Here is a 19,025-nt window from a genome sequence, read left to right on the forward strand (position 1 = left end):
TGTGTCTCACGGGAGGGGTGGAGATGGATTCTATGTCCTGGGATGTCGTCGTCGTCGGCGGTGGCCCCGGTGGTTCGACGGTGGGGGGGCTGCTCGCCAGGCGCGGCTATCGGGTGCTGCTCATCGAGCGCGAGAAGTTTCCCCGCTACCACATCGGTGAATCGCTCGTTCCGGGCATCATGCCGGTCCTCAAGGAACTCGGGCTGTACGAGAAAGCGCTCCAGCAGGGCTTCACCAGGAAGTACGGCGTGACGCTGCTCTGGGGCCGCCACCGCGAGCCGTGGTCCGTCTACTTCGGCGAGGCCGGTCCCTTCGCCTACACGTTCCAGGTCTGCCGCTCCGAGTTCGACAGCATGCTCCTCAAGCACGCGCGGGCCCTGGGGGCCACCGTGCTCGAGGAGACGAAGGTGAGTGAGTTCCTCTTCGAGGACGGGCGCTGTGTGGGCGTCCGCTACGCTGCCTCGGGTGGCGAGCCCCCGCGCGAGGCGCGCGCCCGCTTCGTGATCGACGCGAGCGGGCAGTCGCACCTGCTCGGTCGCGCGCTCGACCTCATTGAGTGGGACGAGGACCTCAAGAACCTGGCCGTGTGGACCTACTTCTCCGGCGCGCGCCTCTACGAAGGCAGGGATGCCGGCAACATCCTCGTGGAGAACCTGCCCGATGGGTGGCTGTGGCTTATTCCCCTGCACGATGGCACGCAGAGCGTGGGCTGGGTCACCCCGCACGAGAACGCGCGCGCCCACGAGGGCCGGCTCGGCCAGCTCCTGCTCGACAGGATCGAGCAGTCGGTGGAGGCTCGGCGCATGCTCGCACCGGCTCAGCGCGTGGCCGCCTTCCACTCCATGCGCGACTGGTCCTACCGATGCCGGCGCTTCCACGGCCCCGGCTTCCTGCTCGTCGGAGATGCCGCCGGCTTCGTGGATCCGTTGTTCTCCACCGGCGTCTTCCTCGCCATGAACGGGGGCAGTCTGGCGGCCACCGTTCTCGATCACCTCCTGAGGCACCCGAAGGATGAGGAGCGCATGCGTCAGCGCTACGAGGCCATCTACCGCCAATTCCTCGACGTGGTCTTCTCGTTCGTCCACTACTTCTACGACGCCAGCAAGGACAAGGAAGTCTACTGGGCGCACGCGCAGGAATTGGTCGATCCCCTCCGTCAGATGTCCGCTCGGCAGGACTTCATCCACCTCATTTCAGGCCTGGGCGGACTGCATACCCTGAAGGAGCTCAGCGAGCCCTTGCCCGCGGCACGCCCTGAGCCCCGGAGGCGCGCCGCGAGCAGGCGGCGGTGAGGCTACAAGGCGTCGCGCATCCGCCTGGAGAGCGCGCGCGTCTCGGCGTAGTCGAGGAAGAAGGACCACCAGGGTTTCATCCAAGCAGAGCGCTCCATCCGTCCCCAGGTGTCGAAGCCGTGCGCATGGGCCATCTCCTCTCGCGCCAGATACCGGTCGCGAGGTCTCGCCGCGAGTCCCAACGCCCGTGCCCGCGAGGCCGCTTCGTGAATCGCCCGCCAGCGGAAGAGCTCCGCGTCGAGCTCTCCCGAGAGGTGGAGCTGTTGCCACAACCAGTCCGCGAACAGTGTCTCGTGGGCCATGAACACGGCCCACAGCTCACGCTGCGCGAGTCGCAACGAGAGCAGGGACGTCAATCCCTGTTGCTCCGCTTCCGAAGGAACGAAGCGCATCGGTGCCCCCGGCTCCTGTTGCAACAGCGAGACGGAGAGGAGCCTGGCGGCGGGGTCCTTCTTCTGGATTCGCTCCAGGAGCCCCACCTCGGGACTGGTCGAGGCGATCGCCAGCGCATGGCGGGTGTAGCGTCCGCTCACCAGGTGCCAGCGAGCGAGGGTTCGTCGGGCTTCGGAGGGGTCCAGTCCGGCGAGCGCGTCATGGCTCCGCTCGCGCGTGTACTCCGAGGTAGCGAAGTCCGTGTCGCCGCGCCGGGGACGGTGGGCGAGGGCAGGGTGGGCCGCCAACTGGCGCGCGACATACCGCAGCACGCGCCGCGCATCATCGCCCTTGAGGTCCCATCCCGCGAGCAGTTGCTCGAGCCGCTTCTCCCTGCCGAGTCCCGCGCGTGTCAGCAGCGTCCGCCATGTCCGCTCCGCGTAGAACGTCTCCTCCGCCGCGCGCACGAGCGCTTCCGCCTTGGGGCGCGTGAGGTGCCCCCGGCGCAGCGCTCGGGCCACCGCATGGCGCACGTTCACCAGCGCGAGCGAGGCGGGGCGCTCACCGTCCGGGTCGAACACCACGGCCACCTCGTCGTCCGAGGTCAGCCGCCCCCGGCGGAAGAGCCGGTAGATAGCGCCGACACCCACCATCCCCGCCGGCCAGCATTCGGCCGCGCGCAGTGCCCCCATGCTGGAGGCCCCCACCACCCACGCACCATCCCGCAGCACGTCGATGAGCTCCCGGGGGGAGATCGCGTGCTCCTGGTAGAAGACGCCATCGATGATCACGAAGACCGAGCCGCCCTGCGCGCGCTCGCGATAGAGGTCTCCACGCCGGACCGGAGGGCGAAAGTCGCCGCCCGGCAGCAACGTCTCCGCCTCGCGGCGCGGCAGGCTCGGCCCGAGATGGATGATGGGGGCGGGTGTCACCGGGAGGGGGGGCATGGCGTCCAGGGACTCGTGCGAGGGCAGAGCGTCACAGCAGATGGCGCAGGCACCGCCAGTCCACCCGGCGCCGGTTCACGGTGAAGCACGACAGTCCCGGCACGCGCACGCGCACGACGGGAATCCCGAGGTCCTCGCGCGTCAGGTCCGTCACGATTACCTGCTCGAACCCCGAGGTCTGGAGCCGCCGCAGGAGGAACTCCAGATCCGCGAGCAGGTCCGAGGACTCGAACGACGGCGTGCTCGAGAAGGAGGCCGTGCGCCCTGGTGCGAGTTCGCGGCGCCGGTGGGCCCGGCTCGCGGCATGGGAGCCTTCGAGACGGACGTTGAACGAGTCCCTCGCCCCCTGGATGAACCCGAGTCGTGACTGCACCGCCTCCGTGATGGAGCGCAGGAGCGCGAGCTCCGCGTGTGGCGCACTCCCCCATCCGTTGAACAGCATCGGAAGGGGGCCATCCGTCGATGGGTAGTCGTCATCGAGGATGACCGTCCGGAAGCTGGCCACCCCGAGCTCGTGGGTCACGTCCTGGACGAGCACCTCGAGTCCCGCCCGCGTGAGCCGCTCCAGCCACGCACGTGCCGAGGCGGGAAGGCTCGTGGGCTCGACCGTCACCAGGGGCGGCAACGGGGTCTCCGCATCGCCGAAAGCAGCCGTGAAGTCGAGCTGGCTCTGGATGTCGCGCTCGATGACCTCGCACAGCCCGTGCACGACTGCCTCGAGCAGCGTGTTTCCCGAGGCGAGGCCGTTCGTGTCCACCTCCCGCAGCACGCCCTCCGAGGGAGGGTTCAGCACGAGATCCGCCGCCATGAGCACGCGGGCATCGGAGAGCAGCTCGTGGCTCTGGATCCAGGTGAATACGCCATCGGGCGCGTAGCAGCTGTCGGTGGGAAGCTGGAGCGTCGTGGGATCGATGGGCCGTGCGGACTTCTCTCGCGAGAGCCGGGTGAAGCGGGCGCGCCGCGTGGAGCCCCGGGGCGCGCTCTCGGCGGAGACCCGTTCCACCGCCTCCATCAGGGCGCTCACGCGGGCGCTCACCGCATCGCTGCCCTTGCCCAGGTGGGTCGTCAGATCTCGGGCCAGCGGCGTGACGGCCGTGAACACGGGCAGGCGAATCGGATCGAGCGGTGTCAGATCCGAGAGCCGTGTGATGGGGACGCGGGAGCGAACGGCGAGGACACGACGCTCCGTTTCCTCGGCGGGAACGACGCGGGACGAGAGCGGTCCGATCTTCGGGCTGGGCTGGAACGTCCACATCGCCGCAGGGCTATATCATCTCGTCCCGGCATCCATGAATGACCCGCCCGCTTCGAGCAGCCGCAGGGAGGGCCACCTCCCGGGCGTGTGCAGCCGCAGGAGTGCATGAGCCACCGCGCCCAGTCCCCACAGGGCGGACGGTTCCTGCGCATCCGCCACCAGCCGATCCGGAAACCAGCGCCCCTCGGCGCGGTGCTCGGCGAGCAGGCTCCGTCCGAGTCGTTCCGCGTGCTCCCGCCAGATGGGCTCACCGGTGCTCGAGTCGGCCACCAGGGCCAGCTCCAGTCCGTCCAGGCGCGCGGAGGTGGAGCCAGACGCAGCCCCCTCCAGTGCGTGGAGCACCCGCGCTCGGAGCCCGTCGCCCTGTCCCAGGGCAATCAGGGCGAGGAGTGCGCCAGAGGTGGTGGGCGGGGGCGGGGCGAATGGAGACCAGGGGACGGGTGCGCCGGCCGCTTGCAGTCGTGCCGCGCACAGGGCCCAGCCACTCGCGGGAGGCGGGAGGCACTGCAAGGGGGAGTCTATGGGGATCGAGGAGGGCGGAGTCTCGCTCGGTCGCGGTGCCAGGGCCGCCGCCAGCACCCTCGCGGCCGGTACGAGCCCGGAGGCGGTGAGCACGAGCAACAGCCCCGGTGCGCCCGTGATCAGGTCGAGCGGGGCCCGGGCTCCGATGCGCTCCAGGGGCAGGGCGGCGGCGAGGCTCCGGGCCTTCTCCATCAACTCCGGCATCCCCAGGGTGACGGCGCAGCGGTGCAGCGCATACAGGTGCGCTCCTGTTCCACGAAACCCGCCTACCTCTCGGGGCTTGTCCTCCCAGGGGGCGTGCTCCGATTGCGTCACCGCCAGCCGGGTGGCTTCCAGCGCTCCCAGCGCCGCCTCGCGGAACCGGACCTGGCCACTCGCCGCGTGCAGCTCCGCCAGCACCACCGCGATTCCCGCCGTGCCGGTGAGCAGGTCCGGTGGGAGCACCGCCATCCTCCAGAGCGCGTGGAGGGGCTCGTACTCACGCCCTACCCAGCGCAGGCTCCCTCCCGCGCCGAGGCCCTCCTCCAGCAGGAGGTCTCCCACCGCCACCGCCTCGGCCAGCCAGTCCGGTGACCCTTCGTGCACCACCTTCGCGGTTCGTCCGATCGGCCTGGCGGCGGGGTGGCCACAGGCCAGGGTGGAGCACAGCATTGCCTCGTGCCGCGCGAGTGCGAAGGTGTCCAGCTCGAGCAGCCGCTGGCGGGCGCGCTCCAGTGCGCTGCCGTGGAAGAAGCCCTCGTCCAGCACCCGCCCGTCCGCGTCCAGCAGTGCGCGTGCGTCGGTACGACAGCGCAGATAGGGGATGTCCAGCGCCCTCACGGCGTCCACCTCCGCCAGGGTCACCGCTCGCTCCGACGCGGGCTTCGGGTGGGCCTCGGCCGCCCGCGGCGCGTCCGCCAGCAGGGCCTCGCGCTTCGTCCGGTCCACCAGCAGCGAGGGCGCCAACCCGGCTTGCAGCAACCGATGGCACGTCCACGTCGTGCGGTGGATGTAGCGGACCGGCAGCCCCGCCATGCGCATGAGCGGGCTCCCTGCCTCGAGGAGCGTCTCGCGCTGTCGGCGCAGCGCCGTGTGCATGGCGCGGTAGCCCTCCAGGAGCGGCTCCAGCTGGGACTCGATGGGGACGGGCTCGCCCGCCAGCGTGGGCACGTGCTCCGGGTGGTTCCAGAGCAGGTAGCCCTCGTGGCTGGGCTGGACCCCGCCCGAGAGTGCCTCGAGGCGGGGCGCGCTCCGGCGGGGGGTCACGAAGGTGCGCGCGGAGGCCATGGCCCCCAGATCCTGTGCCGGTACTCCGGGGGCGATGGGCGTCGGCGCCGAGAACAGCCCGAGGGGCGCCACCGACTCGCGCAGCCAGTCCTCCGCCTCGCGTTCCGCCAGGGGCCCGGGCCGCGGTGGCAACCTCGGTTGCAGCACCGTCTCCAGGTCCACGAGCACCGGGTGCTCGCCCGCGGCCACCAGGTTGTCGGCCCACAGGTCCGTTGCCTCCAGCAGCTGCATCAGGCGGGCGAGCATCCCCACGCGGAAGTAGAAGCGCTCCACCTCGGCGGGCGTGTGGCAGGGTGCCGCCGGGATGAACTCCTCCCAACAGTGGTGCTCGCGAGCGACCACCGCGCGCACATGCAGTGGCAGCGGCAACCCGGAGGTGTTGAGGAAGCCGCACAGCTCCAGCACCGCGCGGGTGATGCGCAGATCCCTGGGCTTGTAGACGGCGATGCGGCCGTTCTCGAAGCGCAGCAGCGTCACCGCGCGGCCACCGGCGTGCACGTCGCCTGCATCCCCGAGCACCCCGGCCAGTGCCCCAGGAGGCGTGCCCCCGAAGAGCGCACGGGTGAGCAGCGCGCGATCCTCCTTCCAGCGCTGGAGCAGTTCCCGCACGTGCGCGCGCCAGCCCAGGAGGATGCGTCCCATGAGCCAGGCCAGGACGGGGAAGTGCTCGAGGCGCTCCACCCACTCTTCCGGGTGGGCGCCGGGCGATGGGACGGCGTTACTCCACAGGGCCGAGGTCTCTTCCCGCGCCTGATGCTCCAGTGCCAACACCCGGACGCAGGCGGCCACCAGCCGGCGGGAGAGCAGTCCCACCAGGTCCCGGCGCGCGGAGGGAAGGACGGCGGCGCCAGCACGGGCCAGCTCTCCGTTCAGCGCCGCCTCAGCGGCCGCCAGCAGCGGAGCGAGCGCCGCCTCGGCGGGGGAGGCATTCCAGGTGCCGGAGGCCGCGCTCGTGACGCGCTCCGCTCCCTCCAGCAGCTGGGTCAGCTCGTGCACCCAGCCCGGGTCCGCGCCGAGCGGGGCCGCTCGGGAGGCCAGACGCCGCAGCCGGGAAGCGAGCGAGGCGGTCCTCATGCATCGGAGAAGCCGGGGGTGAGGCTGGCCGTCCAGCGGAGGGGATCTCGCACGCCGCGGGCCCGCATCGCCTCATCGGAGGAAGCCACCAGCGCCTGTCCCTCGCTCCCACCGAGCAGCTCGCCCTTGCGGCGCCGGGCGCAGGCGACGTGCAGCGCCATCTCCGCCTCGTTGAAGAGGGAGATGGCCGCATCCAGCGCCCGCACCGCCTGCTCCTGGCGGCCCTCGGTGGCGTCTACCGCGGCCGTGACGAGCTGTGCCGCGGCTCGCGCGGGAGGGCGGCCCGTCTTCTCCATCCACCGGGCGTCACCCCGGGCCACCTCGAGCAGCCGCTTGCGCTCGGCGGGTCGCGTCCGGGCCAGCGCCACCGCCGTTCCGGCGCGCAGTTGCGTGGCCATGACGCGGATGAACTGCCAGCTCAGCGCCTGGGCGCGCTCGGCCCGCTTCCAGGTGTCCTCGAAGGTCTTCCAGGCCGCTGCCACCTCTCCCTGGAACAGCTCGCACCGGGCGGTCGCCAGCATGTTGTACACGTGCTGCGCGGTGATTCCCTCCGAGTGCCAGCCGCTCATCGCCTCGCGCAGTTGCTCCAGCGCCACCGCAGGGCCCTCCATGGCCAGTCGCACCGTGGCGAGGTTCAGCCCGAGCCACACCGCGCCGAAGCGATCGCCGTTCTGCCGCGAGACGCGCAGCCAGCGGTTGCCGCGCAGGGCCGCCTCGTTCAGCTCACCCAGCATCACCAGGCAGTTCACGTCGGTGGAGTAGGCCTGGCTGAGCTCCCAGGCCACGCCGTTGCAGTTCTCTTCCAGGACGCGGGCCGCCTCCACCAGCAGGCCGTGCGCGCCGCGCCACCGCCCGAGCGCCATCTCCGCCGTGCCGCGCACCACGCCGATCAGCCCGAGCATGTGCGGGTCACCCAGTCCCTGGCACATCCGCTCCGCCTGGGAGATCAGCCGGGCGCCGCGCTCGACCTCGCGGTCGCTGCCGCGGGCCAGGGTGGTCACGCCCATGCCCAGCAGGCTGCGTGCGATGCGCCGGGGGTCGCCCGCCTCGAGCGCCAGCTGCATGGCGTGCACCGAGAAGTAGGCACCGCGCATCACGTCCGACGAGGCCAGGCCCCTGCCTGCGGCCCAGACCGTGTCCAGCTTCACCAGGTGCTGGGGGGGAATCTGCTCCAGCGGGCGCTCCTTGAAGCGCATGCCGCCCAGCCGCAGCCGGAGCATGCGCGCGATGAGTCCCGCGAGCGCCTTGCGCGGTGTCTCGGGGTAGGAGAGCCCCAGCTCGGCCAGGAGCGGCTTGAGCACCTGGACACCCTCCGGGATGATGCCCGCCGCCAGGTACTGGAAGGCGGCGCGTTGCCGCAGGCCGTGCACCGACTCGGGCGCGGCGCTCGCGGCCACCTCCAGGTAGAGCGGCGCGGCCTCGGCGCCCCGCCCCGCGTTCACCAGCGCGTCCGCTCGCTTCTCCTTCAAGGTGGAGTCACCGGGCAGGCATTCCAGGGCCTCGCCATAGAGCTCCGCGGCGCGTCCGAAGGCCAGGGCGCTCGCGGCGCGTTCCGCCGCCCGGGCCGCGTAGCGTCCGGCCTTGTCTCGCACCCCGGCGCCCCGGAAGTGACGGGCCAGCCGCTCCGGATCCGCCTGTTCCGAGGACTCCATCAGGGTGGCCCACTGCAGGTGGTGTTCCTGAAGCGACCCGGCCGTCAGGTCCCCATGGACGGCCTCGCGGATGCGATCGTGGTAGCACTCCACCTCGTCGCCCTGGCGCCCGCCCCGGGTGCGGATCAGGTGGGCCGCGCGCAGCATCGTCCAGGGGGCATGGGGATCGCCCTGGAGCGCCGCGGCGCGCGAGGCGAGGCCCTGGGCCACCGGCTGGCCTGCCACGGCCACCATCTCCAGCAGGCGCTGGGCGCCCTCGGGGAGCTGTTTCACGCGGGCTCGCACCAGCCGCTCCAGGGTGACGTCGGTCGGGTCCTCTGGCGTGTTGCCCGTGGCGCCCGTGTAGCGCACCAACTGCTCGACGAAGAAAGGGCTGCCCTGGGCCTCCCGGGCGATGCGCTCCACCCGCGGTGCCGTCTCCTCCAGGCCGCTCAGGAGGGCCGCCAGCCGGCGCGCATCGGCCTCGGACAGCGGCCCCACCTCCACCTCGCGGACGCTCACGGAGCTGCCCGTGAGGGCGCTCTGGCGCTGGTGGTCGGCCAGCAGGCGCACCGCCGCCCCTTCACCGGTGCGGTAGCCGCACACCAGCAGCAGCGCCGGCGCGTCCTGGGGCTCCAGCAGCTCGCCCAGGGCCGCGATGCTGTCGTCGTCGCCCCACTGCAGGTCGTCGATATACAGGGCGAGCGGCGCGCGCTGCGCGAGCCGGGCCAGCAGCAGCTTGAAGGCCCGGAACGCGCGCCGCCGCAGCTCGGTCCGGTCCCGCACCGACTCGAGCCGGCTGGGCTCGAGCTGGGCAAAGGCCTCCACCCGGTGGAGCACCGGGAAGATGCGCACGAGCTCCGAGGCATCCGCGGGCAGCAGCGCCTTCACGTCCTGCCAGGGCAGGGAGCGCAGGTGGTGCGTGAGCGAATCCACCAGGGTGTCGAAGGCCTTGTAGGGCACCGCCTCGCGCTCGTAGCAGCGGCCGCTCAGCACCACGGCGCGCTCGCGTTGCCCCAGCTCCTCGACGAAGCGGTGCACCAGCGCTGTCTTTCCCATGCCCGAGAGGCCATGGACGTGGACCACCACCATGCGTCCCTCGCGCATGGACCGCCAGGACTCGTGCAGGACGGCGAGGTGGGGCTCGCGGCCGACCAACGCCTCGCTCCGCTCCCAGCGCGCCTCCGGGGCCGTGGCGGCGACTCCCAGGCGTGCCAGCACCGTGGCGCCGTCGGGGCGTGCCTCCGGGTCGCGCACGAGCAGTTCCAGGCAGAGCTCGCGCAGTGGCTCGGGCACGTTGGGCGAGGTGGGGAACGCGGGCCGCTCCAGGTGAGACTTGTCCAGCAGGGAGCGGGCGCTGACGAAGGCCCGCCGGCCCGTGAGAGCCTCATAGAGCATCACCCCGAAGGCGTACCAGTCGCTGGACTCGGAGGCGGGCTGTCCCAGCACCTGCTCGGGCGAGATGTACGCCGGTGTGCCGGCCAGCTCGGCCGCGGAGGGCTGCGCCCGGTCGCTCGAGAGCCCGAAGTCCAGCAGCACCACCCGCCCGTCCTGGGCCACCATCACGTTGCGCGGTTTGATGTCGCAGTGGAGCTTCCGGGCGGAATGGAGCGCCTGGATGCCCAGCGCCAGCTCCTGGAAGATGCGCCGGAGCTCGTCGATGGGCAGCCGCGGCTGGGGAATCCACAGCTCACGGGAGGGGGCGCTCACCGAGGTGGCCTGCACCGGCGGCGGCGTGTCCTGGAGGGCCGAGGTGACGGTGGCGTCGGTGGTACTGGGCCTGCCGGACGTGCCGTGCGAGCCCACGGTGACCGTGGCACCGGAGGAGGCCTCCTGGGCGCGAGCGGCGTCCAACACCGGCCCGCCCCGCTGCAGCACGCTCCAGAGGTTTTCTCCCTCGACGTACTCCATGGTGAAGAACCACTGGTCATCCACGGAGAACAGCTCGTGCAGGGAGACGAGGTTGCGGTGGGAGACGTTGGCGATGTGGCGGAACTCGTTCTTCAACCGCAGCAGGGCACCGGGCTCGATGCGATGCAGTGTCTTGAGGGCCACGACGTTGCCGCGCTCGGTGTCGCGCGCCTGGTAGACGACTCCCATGCCGCCAGCGCCCACGTGCCGGAGCACCTCGTAGCGCCCGAGCAGGGTCCCCGGGGGGATGGTCTCCTCCGGGGCGAGGCCCTGTCCGGAGATGGAACTGGTCTTGTGCTTGCTGGAATCCATCGTTCCCTCCGCTGCTGCTTCGATGGAGCCGGATACTACGTGTGCGCCCCCGGGTTTCCCAGCGGACCTCTCGTGGGGAGGCTGCCCAACGCCAGCTCCGCTACAGAGGACTCCACGTGGCCGTCGGTGCCCGCGGCCCGTTCGAAGGCCTCGACATCTCCGTGGCCCAGCACGCAGGCGGCGAGCCCCAGGGCCGTGGCCGCCAACGACAGGGACTGGAGCAGCACCCCGGCCTCCTTGAGCACCAGGGCGTAGGCGATCGATTGGTACTTCCAGGAGACCCGCGGGAAGCGGGCCGCCAGGGTGAGGAGCACCTGGGGCGTGTTGGCGCCGGGTCGGTGGGCGTCGAGCAACTCTTCCACTGCGCGCGTCATCCCGCTGCGTCGCTCCAACTGGTGGCTGGCCGGCTCATAGCGATACAGGCCTGGCTCCAGGCCGTGGCAGGCGCTCACGGTGAGGTAGAGCTCCAGCGGGTAGCGGGCGCCGCCGGACGGATGGGGGCGGCGGGAGACGGGGTCGCGCTCTCCGGGGAGCACCTCGCGCAGACGGGCGCAGCGGTAGAGCAGCTCGGAGAGCTGGTCCAGCGTGAGCGGATCGTCCCCTGACTCACGGATGGAGCGGCGGCGCTCCATCACCTCGGCCAGGGGTGGATCCTCCCGGCGCAGTCGCTCCAGGTCCGGCCGGCGCAGTGCCACCAACGGGCCGGTGACAGGGGCCACCACCGGGAGTGGGGCCACCGTGTCCGCGAGGCGGTAGGTGGCCCCGTGGGGTTGGCCGGGCGACGGGCGGCGGGTCCGGGTGTGGAACAGCAGATCATGGAACTCCCAGAGGGCGAGCCCGGGGTCGCGCTCCTCGATGGTGGATCCATCCTCTTCCGTCTCCACGAGCAGCCCGGCGCGGAAGAGGATGTCCACCAGGCTCCTGGCGGCCGGGCGCTCTGGCGAGGGAAGACGGGCCGCGGCCTCGCGGGAGGTGAGGGGCGCTGCCAGCGCGGCCACCAGGGGGAGTGCCGGACCGGCGAGGGCGACCCGGGCGTGGGCTCGCGGGCTCTCCAGCACGAGTCCGTCCCCGTCCCTGCGCAGGAGGGCGAAGCGGGACAGGCGCAGCAGGCGTTTGGGGGAGGGCGCGCACGGAGCGAATGCGAGGAGGGGACGGGTGGGAGTGAGCCGAGCCAGCTCTCCCGTCTTGCCCCGCACCACGAAGTGGAGGAGACCCCGTTGGGACAGCCGCGCGAGCACCACGTGTAGCCGCGCCGCCGCTTCCACACCCCCCTCCAGCGCAATCCGCTCCAGGGTCTCCTCGGTAACACCACCGGAGGCCAGCCGCTTCAACGCCCGGGACACCGCCTTGGGGAGTCGCCCCAGGGAGGGCTCGTGGGTGCTGGCGCCGGGCGCGAGGGTGAGCAGGAGTCGGGTTTTGGGAGCACGCGGTGACATGGGGCCCTCCACCCTCAGAAGAAGACGTCCAGGGGGTTGAGCTCTTCCTCCGGGGTAGGCCGAGCGATCCAACCCAGCCGCACGGGTACGTCATACAGCCGGCCAGGGCCGAAGCGCGGCCACATGTGGCGCAGCCCGGGGACGATGACCTTGACGACCGACAACCCCACGTCGGGCCGCGTCTGGTCCACCACCAGGGTCTCCAGGCCGAGCCGCCGTGCCTTCTCGACGCAGGACTCCACGTCCTCTCGCAGATCCTCGCTCCACCGGGCGTGGTGCGCGCCGATGACCCGGGGCGGGCTCCCGTCCGGGGCGAGGTAGGGGTGAGCGGCCAGGGTGGAGGTCTCGAGCCATCGGGTGAGCTCGGGGTCCACGGGGGCGTTCGCGGCCTCGGGGGCGAGGTGCGGCAGGAACTGGTTCATCTCCGAGAGCGCCCGCGCGATGCCCAGCCGGGGCTCCAGGTGGGCGCCGAAGCCGAAGATGAGGCGTTCGCGCGGTCCCGCCAGTTCCCGGGAGACGGCCGCGAAGGTGGGGATGTCGAGATCCGTGGTGAGCTCCAGGACCCACAGCTCCCGCCCGAGCGCCCGATAGTGGCGCGAGAGCTGGCGGAAGTAGGGCTCGTCGAAGCGCTCGAGGTCCACCTGGGGCCGGCGCGCTCGGTTGTACCACCAGAGGGCCACCGCATCGCGCTCGGCCAGCTCGAGGAAGCCTTGCAGGATGGCCTCCTCGAGCCCGTTGCCGGCGGCGCACCCGTTGGAGTCCGCCACACAGAAGACGGGCCCCTCCTGGACGTAGCCGTAGTAGCAGAACGCCGTGGGCACCCACCGCCGGACGCCATGGGTGAGGGACCATGCGGGGGACCATTCCACCTGCCGCTTCTCATCGAATGGGTGGGGCACCCACGCGCGTGGGGCGCAGGTGGGGTTGGAGTGCTCTCGCTGTCGGTACTGCCGCTCGCTGAAGCCCATCAGTCCATGCGGGTGGATCGCCTCGTCGCCCAGGCCGCGGTACGTGCCGGGGCGCCGGGCCTCGTCACCCTGGAAGAGACCGCAGTAGCGCTCGAGGGCCTCACCCAGGCCGCTGGCGCGCGCCTGGACGAGCGTCATCCCCTTGCCGGCGCTGCGGCCCCGGAGCATCCGCCGGAAGAACTGGAGACTTCCCCCGGAGCGCGACAGGTTGGGCCCGCTGTCCACCACGGGGGTGGGCTCGCCGTGGCCGGGGAGCTGCTCCAGCCGTTGGACGACGCCGGTGAGCGGACTGACGTGGTGCTGGTAGCGCCGCACCGTCTCCTCTGGGGGAACGAGGCGGTGGCCCCCATCGGCGAGGAACACCTTCCGGCGGGACTCCAGGCGTGGCGGGCGCTCCTGGTGCGTGGCCACCATCCCCGGCTCTCCGCAGACGGGACACTGAGGGCGGCGTACCACCGCGTGGCGCTCCATCTGGAAGCCGAAGGCGTCCACGGTCACCAGGGTGTCACGGAGCCCGTCCTCGCCCGTGGCCAGCCCCCGGGCCACCGCGGAGGCCAGCAGGTGGGCCGCCGCGCGCACCGAGCCCTCGGAGGCAACCTGGGGAACGGAGAGCACCTCCGCGCCGGAGCGCCGCTGCCGCAGGAGCGCCTCGAGCGGGCGGTTGTGGCGCAGCCGCTGGGCCAGACACCCCCAGCATGCGGAGTGGCCGGGGACGAAGCGGGGCCCCAACCAGACGACCCGGCCGATGGGCCGCAGCAGCACCCAGGGGCGTGAGGAGCGCAGCGCCTCCGCGTTGAGCGCGGCCAGCGGTTCGCGCAGGTAGTCGTCCACCACCACCACCCGAAGGGAACCTCCGCGCCCATTCACCCGGAGGCCCTCCGCGCGCAGCGCCTCGCGCACCGGCTCGAGGGGCACATCCCCCAGTCCGAGCACCTCTACCTCTGCCTCCGCCAGCAGGGCCTCGGCCCGGCGAGGGTCCGTCCCCAGCGAATGCCAGAGGGCGGCGCGGGCCGGTGGCTCGCCGGGCTCCAGCTCCGCCAGACAGCCGCTCTGCTCGAGCCGATCCAGTGCGTAGTACACCCGGGCCGCCTCGTGCCGAGGGGCCAGCGCCGCGACGAGCTCCTCCGCCGTGCGTCGGCGCTCCTGCCGCAGCAGGGGGAGCAGGTCGCTATAGATGGCCCCGCCCAGCCATAACAGCTCGTCCTCGCTGACGAGGAACACGCCCTGGGGCTCGACGTGCTCGACCCTCAGGTGCGCCTTGAGGATGGGGACACGCAGGATGCTGACCTCCCGGCCCGGCGACGTGACTCAATAGGTGCAGGTGTTGCTGCAGGTCTTCCGCTCGACCGCGTCCTTGGCCACGTTCTCCGGGTCCGTCAGGTCGCTGGGTTTGGGCGGGATGTTGAGCACGAGGGTGGGCGGCTGGGTGCCCACGGAGACATCGATATGAAAGTTCCTGAAGACGGGCAGGTTGAGCTCGCGGGCGACCTGGTCGGGCTCGCGTACCAGCCGTGTCATGAACTGCTCATCCGACCACGCCCGTGCCACCAGCTTGGGCCACATCTCCACCCACTGATCCACGGAGTGCTCGGCTTGCGCCAGCGCGGTCTGCCGACGGGGGGCGGCCGGCTGCTTCTTCCGGGCTGCTGGCTTCCGGGTGTTCCTGGCCGGTGCAGCGGTCCGCTGCTTCTTGGCCGACTTCTTCGCTGGTCGCTTGGACTTGGCCGCCATGATCTGACACCCCTCCCGCAACTTTTTGGGGTTTCTACCAGCATCATCCGGATGAGTAAATTGACTTGGGCGAGCGACTCGCCAGGGCGGTGTTCGAGCAATGACCAGGCGATTTCGTATTGTGGACGTGGATGTTCATGTCAACGAGCCGCATGACCTTTGGGCGAGATACCTCGAGCCCGCGCTCCGGTCCCTGGCTCCCACGTACCGGCAGCGGGAGGAGCCGAAGGAAGACTGGGCGACCACGACGAGCCGGCGGGCCCGTTTGTATCTGGCCTGTCAGCGGGAGGGGATCGCCCCGGACGTGGTGGACCGGGCGCTGGCGAACGCTGGCCCCGAGTTGACGCAACTGGAGTTGGGCGGGGAACTGCTCATGACTCCGGTGATGCGGCGGGCCTGGCAACAGGCCTCGCTCGAGTCCTTCATCCGTCAGCTACCGCTGCTGGCGGAGGGGTTCAGCGCCCCGGCCTATGTCGAGACGCTGCGCGGGATGGGAGTGGAGCGGGCTTTCCTCTACCCGTCCATCGGGTTGCTGGTGCTGGCGGTGGACGGAATGGAGCCCCGGCTCGCGGTGGCGCTGATGCGCGCCTACAACGACTGGCTGCGCGACTACTGCGTCCGGGGCGAGGGAGTGCTCGTCCCGGTGGGGGCGCTCTGCCGGCATGATCCGGAGGCGATGGTGGCCGAGCTGGAGCGCGTCGCCAGCTGGGGCTGGAAGGCGGTGACGCTGCGTCCGAATCCGCAGGGAGGGCGCCTGCTCGGCGATCCCGTACACGAGCGCTTCTGGACGCGGTGCGAGGAGTTGGGGATCGCGGTGGGCCTGCATGGCGGCCCCCACTCGCGGCTGCCCACCGCGGGGGATGACCGCTTCCGATCGCACTTCGCGCTCCATGCCACCGCCCACCCGGTGGAGCAGATGTTCGCCCTGCTGTCGCTCATCGAGGGGGGCGTGTTGGAGCGTCACCCCCGGCTGCGCGTGGCCTTCCTGGAAGGGGGCAGTGGCTGGCTGCCTTTCTGGTTGTGGCACCTCGACAACGAGTACGAGCACAACGGCTGGGACGTGCGGGAGCACGTGCGGATGCGCCCGTCGGACTACTTCCGCCGGCAGTGCTTCATCGCCTGCGAGCCGACGGAGCCGGCCATCGAGCAGATCATCGACACCTACGGTGAGGGGTGCGTCATCTACGGCTCGGACTTCCCCCACCTGGATCATGCGTCCCAGGTGGACAGCGACGCCACCCTCCTCGCGCGGCGGCTGTCCCCCCGGGTGGCGCGGCGTGTCCTCTGGGACAACGGCTGTCGCTTCTACGGCATCGACGGGTGAGCCACGACTCAGAGCGCTCCCAGCGCGCGGGCCAGGTTCATGCCGCGCGGAGAGCCCAACCCGGTGCAGGCGTTCCAGGCGGCGTCCGGGTGGGCCGAGTAGGCCCCGTTGTTCCCCTGGGTGATGGTGCGCACGACGTCCTGCTTCCTGGCGAGCCGGAGGTGGTAGAGCAGCGGGTTGAGCCACCCCGTGCGGATCTCTCGGCCGTTGCGCTGGGACAGGCCCTGGTTGATGAGGAGGATCAACGCGGCCCACATGGGCGCGGCGGCGCTGGTGCCACCTCCCACGTTCCATTGGCCCTGGTAGTAGAACCTGTAGCCCGTGTTCAGGTCCGAGTTGGCGGCGACGTCGGGAGTGCCGCGCCCCGGGAAGAGCCGGGGAGGACTGAGCTTGAAATTGTCCCAGGAGCGGCTGACGGCGGGAGGGACGTCTGCCAGCCGCTGGTACCTGGGGATCCCGAACAGATGGCTGATGCCGCCGCCGGTGGCCATGGAGTAGGGCCCGTTCATGAAGCCCGCCGTGAAGTTCAGGCGCTCGGAGAGCCGGTTCCAGACGATCTCGTTCAGGATGCGGCGGCCCTTCACGTTCTCCAGGGAGGTGCCGCCACACGCCAGCACGAGCGGGCTGCTCGCCGCGAAGCTGGCGGCCGGTGAGAGAAAGCCCGTGGTGTAGCCGTTCGGGTCGGGCATCGCATACGGCGGGACGAGGGGAATGCTGCCGCCCTGATCGCCATTGGACGAGCAGACGGTGATGCCCATGAGGGCCGCGATGGTGAGCAGCTCCTCGACGAGGTGGGCCTCCTCGGGCGTGGGTCCCAGCCCCTCGATCTCCGGGAACGACCAGCTCACCGAGAGGACCGAGGGCCGGTTCTCCTCGTCCGTCAGGGCCATGGAGAGGGCGTTGAAGTAGCCCTGGATGGAGACGTCCTGGGAGTTGTAGACGACGATGTTCGCCTTGGGGCAGATCGCTCCGACGATCTGCACGTCCATGGTGACTTCCACGTTGGCGAAGGGGATGAGGCTGCGGTGGTTGTCGCCCACGCAGGTGATACGGGGAAGGGGGATGCCGAGATCCTTGAAGTACACCACCATGTCTTGGCTCAGGAAGCCGCCTCCGAGCTCGATCAGCCCGATGCATTGGCCTTCCCCGTCGTAGGGCGGGAACTCGTACAGCCTGGCGACCTCGGGGGCGGTGAACCTACGGCCGTGCTGCAGGTCGAACAGCATGATGGGACGGACCGAGCGCGGGCGGGGTGGGGAGCCCTCGCTCGTCGGAGGGGAGGAGGGGGAGTCCGAGGAGAGCGCATCGAGCCCGAAGCCTCCCCGCACCCGGTTCCCGAGCTTCTTGCGGATGCGGCCGAGGGCGGGGGCCGGCCCCACCAGCTGCACGGCGCTACCGGGCAGGTTGACGTGGCTCAGCTGCACGTCGGGCTCGGTGGCCACCAACGTCCGCAATCGGTCCAGGTCCTCGGGCAGGGCACCGAACCGGGAGGCAACCTCCTGGGCGGACAGGTGGCGCCGCTTCGCCGGGAGCCGCTTGCCCAGTGACTCGACGGACGGCAGTGGTGCGCGTCGGCGCAACACCAGCGTGACATTGATGGGGGACGACTCCTGGACGAGCGTGTTGGCTGCGGCCTTGGGCACACGCCTCACGGCATTCGTCGTGCCCGTGCGCACGCGTGAGGGCCTCTTCTCGGCGACCATTCGGATTTCCCCGGGGGCGCACTGCGTGGAACTTCGCGCCTCTCCCATTTTCAAACATCCACGCGGGAGCCGGACGCTATCACCCCAACGGGGATTCCCACCAGGAGGCGCGGCAGGGCCTCGCCGCGGGGAGGGCGGAGGGCCAGGCCGAGCGGCCTATTTGGTCACCGCGATGGACTTCCGGAAGAGCGCCAGACTGTAGACGAAGAACCCAACACCCACCGCGCTCACCATCAGGAACTGACGCCAGACCGCACTCAGCCCCCCTCCGCGATAGATGATGACCTGCGAAAAGCTGACGAACTGCCGGGCAGGCAAGAGATATGTGAGGTACTGCAGCCATTTCGGCTGACTCTCGACGGGCGTGCTCCCCCCCGAAAGAAGCATCAGCACGAGGACCACGAGGATGATCAACAGCGCGAACTGCGCCATCGACCGTGAAATCGTCCCCAGGAAGATCCCGAGTGCCGTGGCGAAGAACAGATAGAGCACGACACCGACGAACCACAGCACCACCGAGCCGGCGAACGGCACCTTCAGCACCATGTCCACGACCAGGAGCAGCGAAGCCGCGGTCGCGACGAGAATCACGAGGCCGTTGGCCCATACCTTCGCCATCGCGATCTCGAAGGAGGTCAGCGGCATCACGAGCAGGTGCTCCAACGTTCCGTGTTCGCGTTCGCGGATGACCGCGGCGCCCGTCAGAACCACCGTCAGCAGGGTGATCTGATTGATGATGGCGACGACGCTCTTGAACCAGGAGGAGATGCCATTGGGGTTGAACATCTTGCGGATGACCAGATTGATTGGCTTTGGCCCCGACTCCTCCGTGCGCTTGAGGAAGGAGCTGACCCGGTCGGTGATGATGTTCCGGATGTAGCCGGCACCAATGCCCGCCTGCTGCATGGCGGTCGCGTCGATGTTCACCTGGAGATCCGGGTTGCGCCCCGCGCGAAGGTCGTGCTCGAAGCGGGGCGGAATCACGACGACGAACATGAACCGGCCTCTATCCATGTCGCCTTGGACGTCCCCGGCGGAGATCAACTCGGGCAGCTTGAAACGGGGCGGATAGAAGGCGTTGAACAGTTCCTTGGACAACGCGGACCCGTCCTCGTCCACGAAAGCGATCGACGCGTTGTTCACTTCGCTCGAGGTCCCTGTCGCCTGCACATAGATGGCCAGGGTGAACGCATAGATGACGAACACGACCATCACGATGTCGCTCAGAAGGCTGCGAAGCTCCTTGAGCCCAAGCCACAGGATGTTCAGCAGCGATTTCAC

At 70.5% G+C, this 19,025-nt stretch carries 11 protein-coding genes; 2 read left to right on the top strand and 9 right to left on the bottom strand.

The window, feature by feature from the left end; all coding sequences use genetic code 11:
* Window positions 1-32: 32 nt before the first annotated feature.
* Window positions 33-1,292: an NAD(P)/FAD-dependent oxidoreductase gene (locus DAT35_RS41550; RefSeq protein WP_199243157.1), complete on the top strand. Its 1,260-nt coding sequence runs from the start codon at window positions 33-35 to the stop codon at window positions 1,290-1,292.
* Between the two features lie 2 nt (window positions 1,293-1,294).
* Here the strand turns inward: DAT35_RS41550 and DAT35_RS41555 are convergent, their stop codons facing one another.
* The 7 genes from DAT35_RS41555 to DAT35_RS41585 are packed head-to-tail and all read right to left on the bottom strand — an operon-like array spanning window position 1,295 to window position 14,717.
* On the bottom strand, window positions 1,295-2,611 hold the full coding sequence (locus tag DAT35_RS41555; protein ID WP_108074841.1) for a TfuA-like protein: 1,317 nt from the start codon (window positions 2,609-2,611) through the stop codon (window positions 1,295-1,297).
* Window positions 2,612-2,642: 31 nt separating this feature from the next.
* Entirely contained in the window at window positions 2,643-3,866 is a 1,224-nt protein-coding gene (locus DAT35_RS41560; RefSeq protein ID WP_108074842.1) for a YcaO-like family protein, read from the bottom strand.
* A gap of 15 nt (window positions 3,867-3,881) precedes the next feature.
* Window positions 3,882-6,728, bottom strand: coding sequence for a type 2 lanthipeptide synthetase LanM (gene lanM / locus DAT35_RS41565; protein ID WP_108074843.1), 2,847 nt, complete (start codon window positions 6,726-6,728; stop codon window positions 3,882-3,884).
* Window positions 6,725-10,582 (bottom strand): serine/threonine-protein kinase PknK, encoded by a 3,858-nt coding sequence (locus tag DAT35_RS41570; protein WP_108074844.1) that lies wholly within the window; start codon window positions 10,580-10,582, stop codon window positions 6,725-6,727. Before DAT35_RS41570 ends, lanM begins: the two co-directional genes overlap by 4 nt.
* A 35-nt stretch (window positions 10,583-10,617) precedes the next feature.
* Window positions 10,618-12,018 (bottom strand): SagB family peptide dehydrogenase, encoded by a 1,401-nt coding sequence (locus DAT35_RS41575; protein WP_108074845.1) that lies wholly within the window; start codon window positions 12,016-12,018, stop codon window positions 10,618-10,620.
* A 14-nt stretch (window positions 12,019-12,032) separates the two neighbouring features.
* Window positions 12,033-14,267, bottom strand: coding sequence for a TOMM precursor leader peptide-binding protein (locus DAT35_RS41580; RefSeq protein ID WP_369946322.1), 2,235 nt, complete (start codon window positions 14,265-14,267; stop codon window positions 12,033-12,035).
* A 27-nt stretch (window positions 14,268-14,294) separates the two neighbouring features.
* On the bottom strand, window positions 14,295-14,717 hold the full coding sequence (locus tag DAT35_RS41585) for a hypothetical protein (RefSeq protein WP_108074847.1): 423 nt from the start codon (window positions 14,715-14,717) through the stop codon (window positions 14,295-14,297).
* A 127-nt stretch (window positions 14,718-14,844) separates the two neighbouring features.
* Here DAT35_RS41585 and DAT35_RS41590 point away from each other — a divergent pair, with 127 nt between their 5' ends.
* Window positions 14,845-16,041: an amidohydrolase family protein gene (locus tag DAT35_RS41590; protein ID WP_233262019.1), complete on the top strand. Its 1,197-nt coding sequence runs from the start codon at window positions 14,845-14,847 to the stop codon at window positions 16,039-16,041.
* 8 nt (window positions 16,042-16,049) lie between these two features.
* Here DAT35_RS41590 and DAT35_RS41595 read toward each other — a convergent pair whose 3' ends face one another.
* Together DAT35_RS41595 and DAT35_RS41600 are read right to left on the bottom strand one after the other, a co-directional pair.
* Window positions 16,050-17,744: a S8 family serine peptidase gene (locus DAT35_RS41595; RefSeq protein WP_108074849.1), complete on the bottom strand. Its 1,695-nt coding sequence runs from the start codon at window positions 17,742-17,744 to the stop codon at window positions 16,050-16,052.
* 156 nt (window positions 17,745-17,900) lie between these two features.
* The gene (locus tag DAT35_RS41600) at window positions 17,901-19,025 is read right to left on the bottom strand and encodes an ABC transporter permease (protein ID WP_108074850.1); all 1,125 of its coding nucleotides are present in this window, start codon (window positions 19,023-19,025) and stop codon (window positions 17,901-17,903) included.

Origin of the sequence: Vitiosangium sp. GDMCC 1.1324 (assembly GCF_003044305.1) — a bacterium.
Taxonomy (GTDB): domain Bacteria; phylum Myxococcota; class Myxococcia; order Myxococcales; family Myxococcaceae; genus Archangium.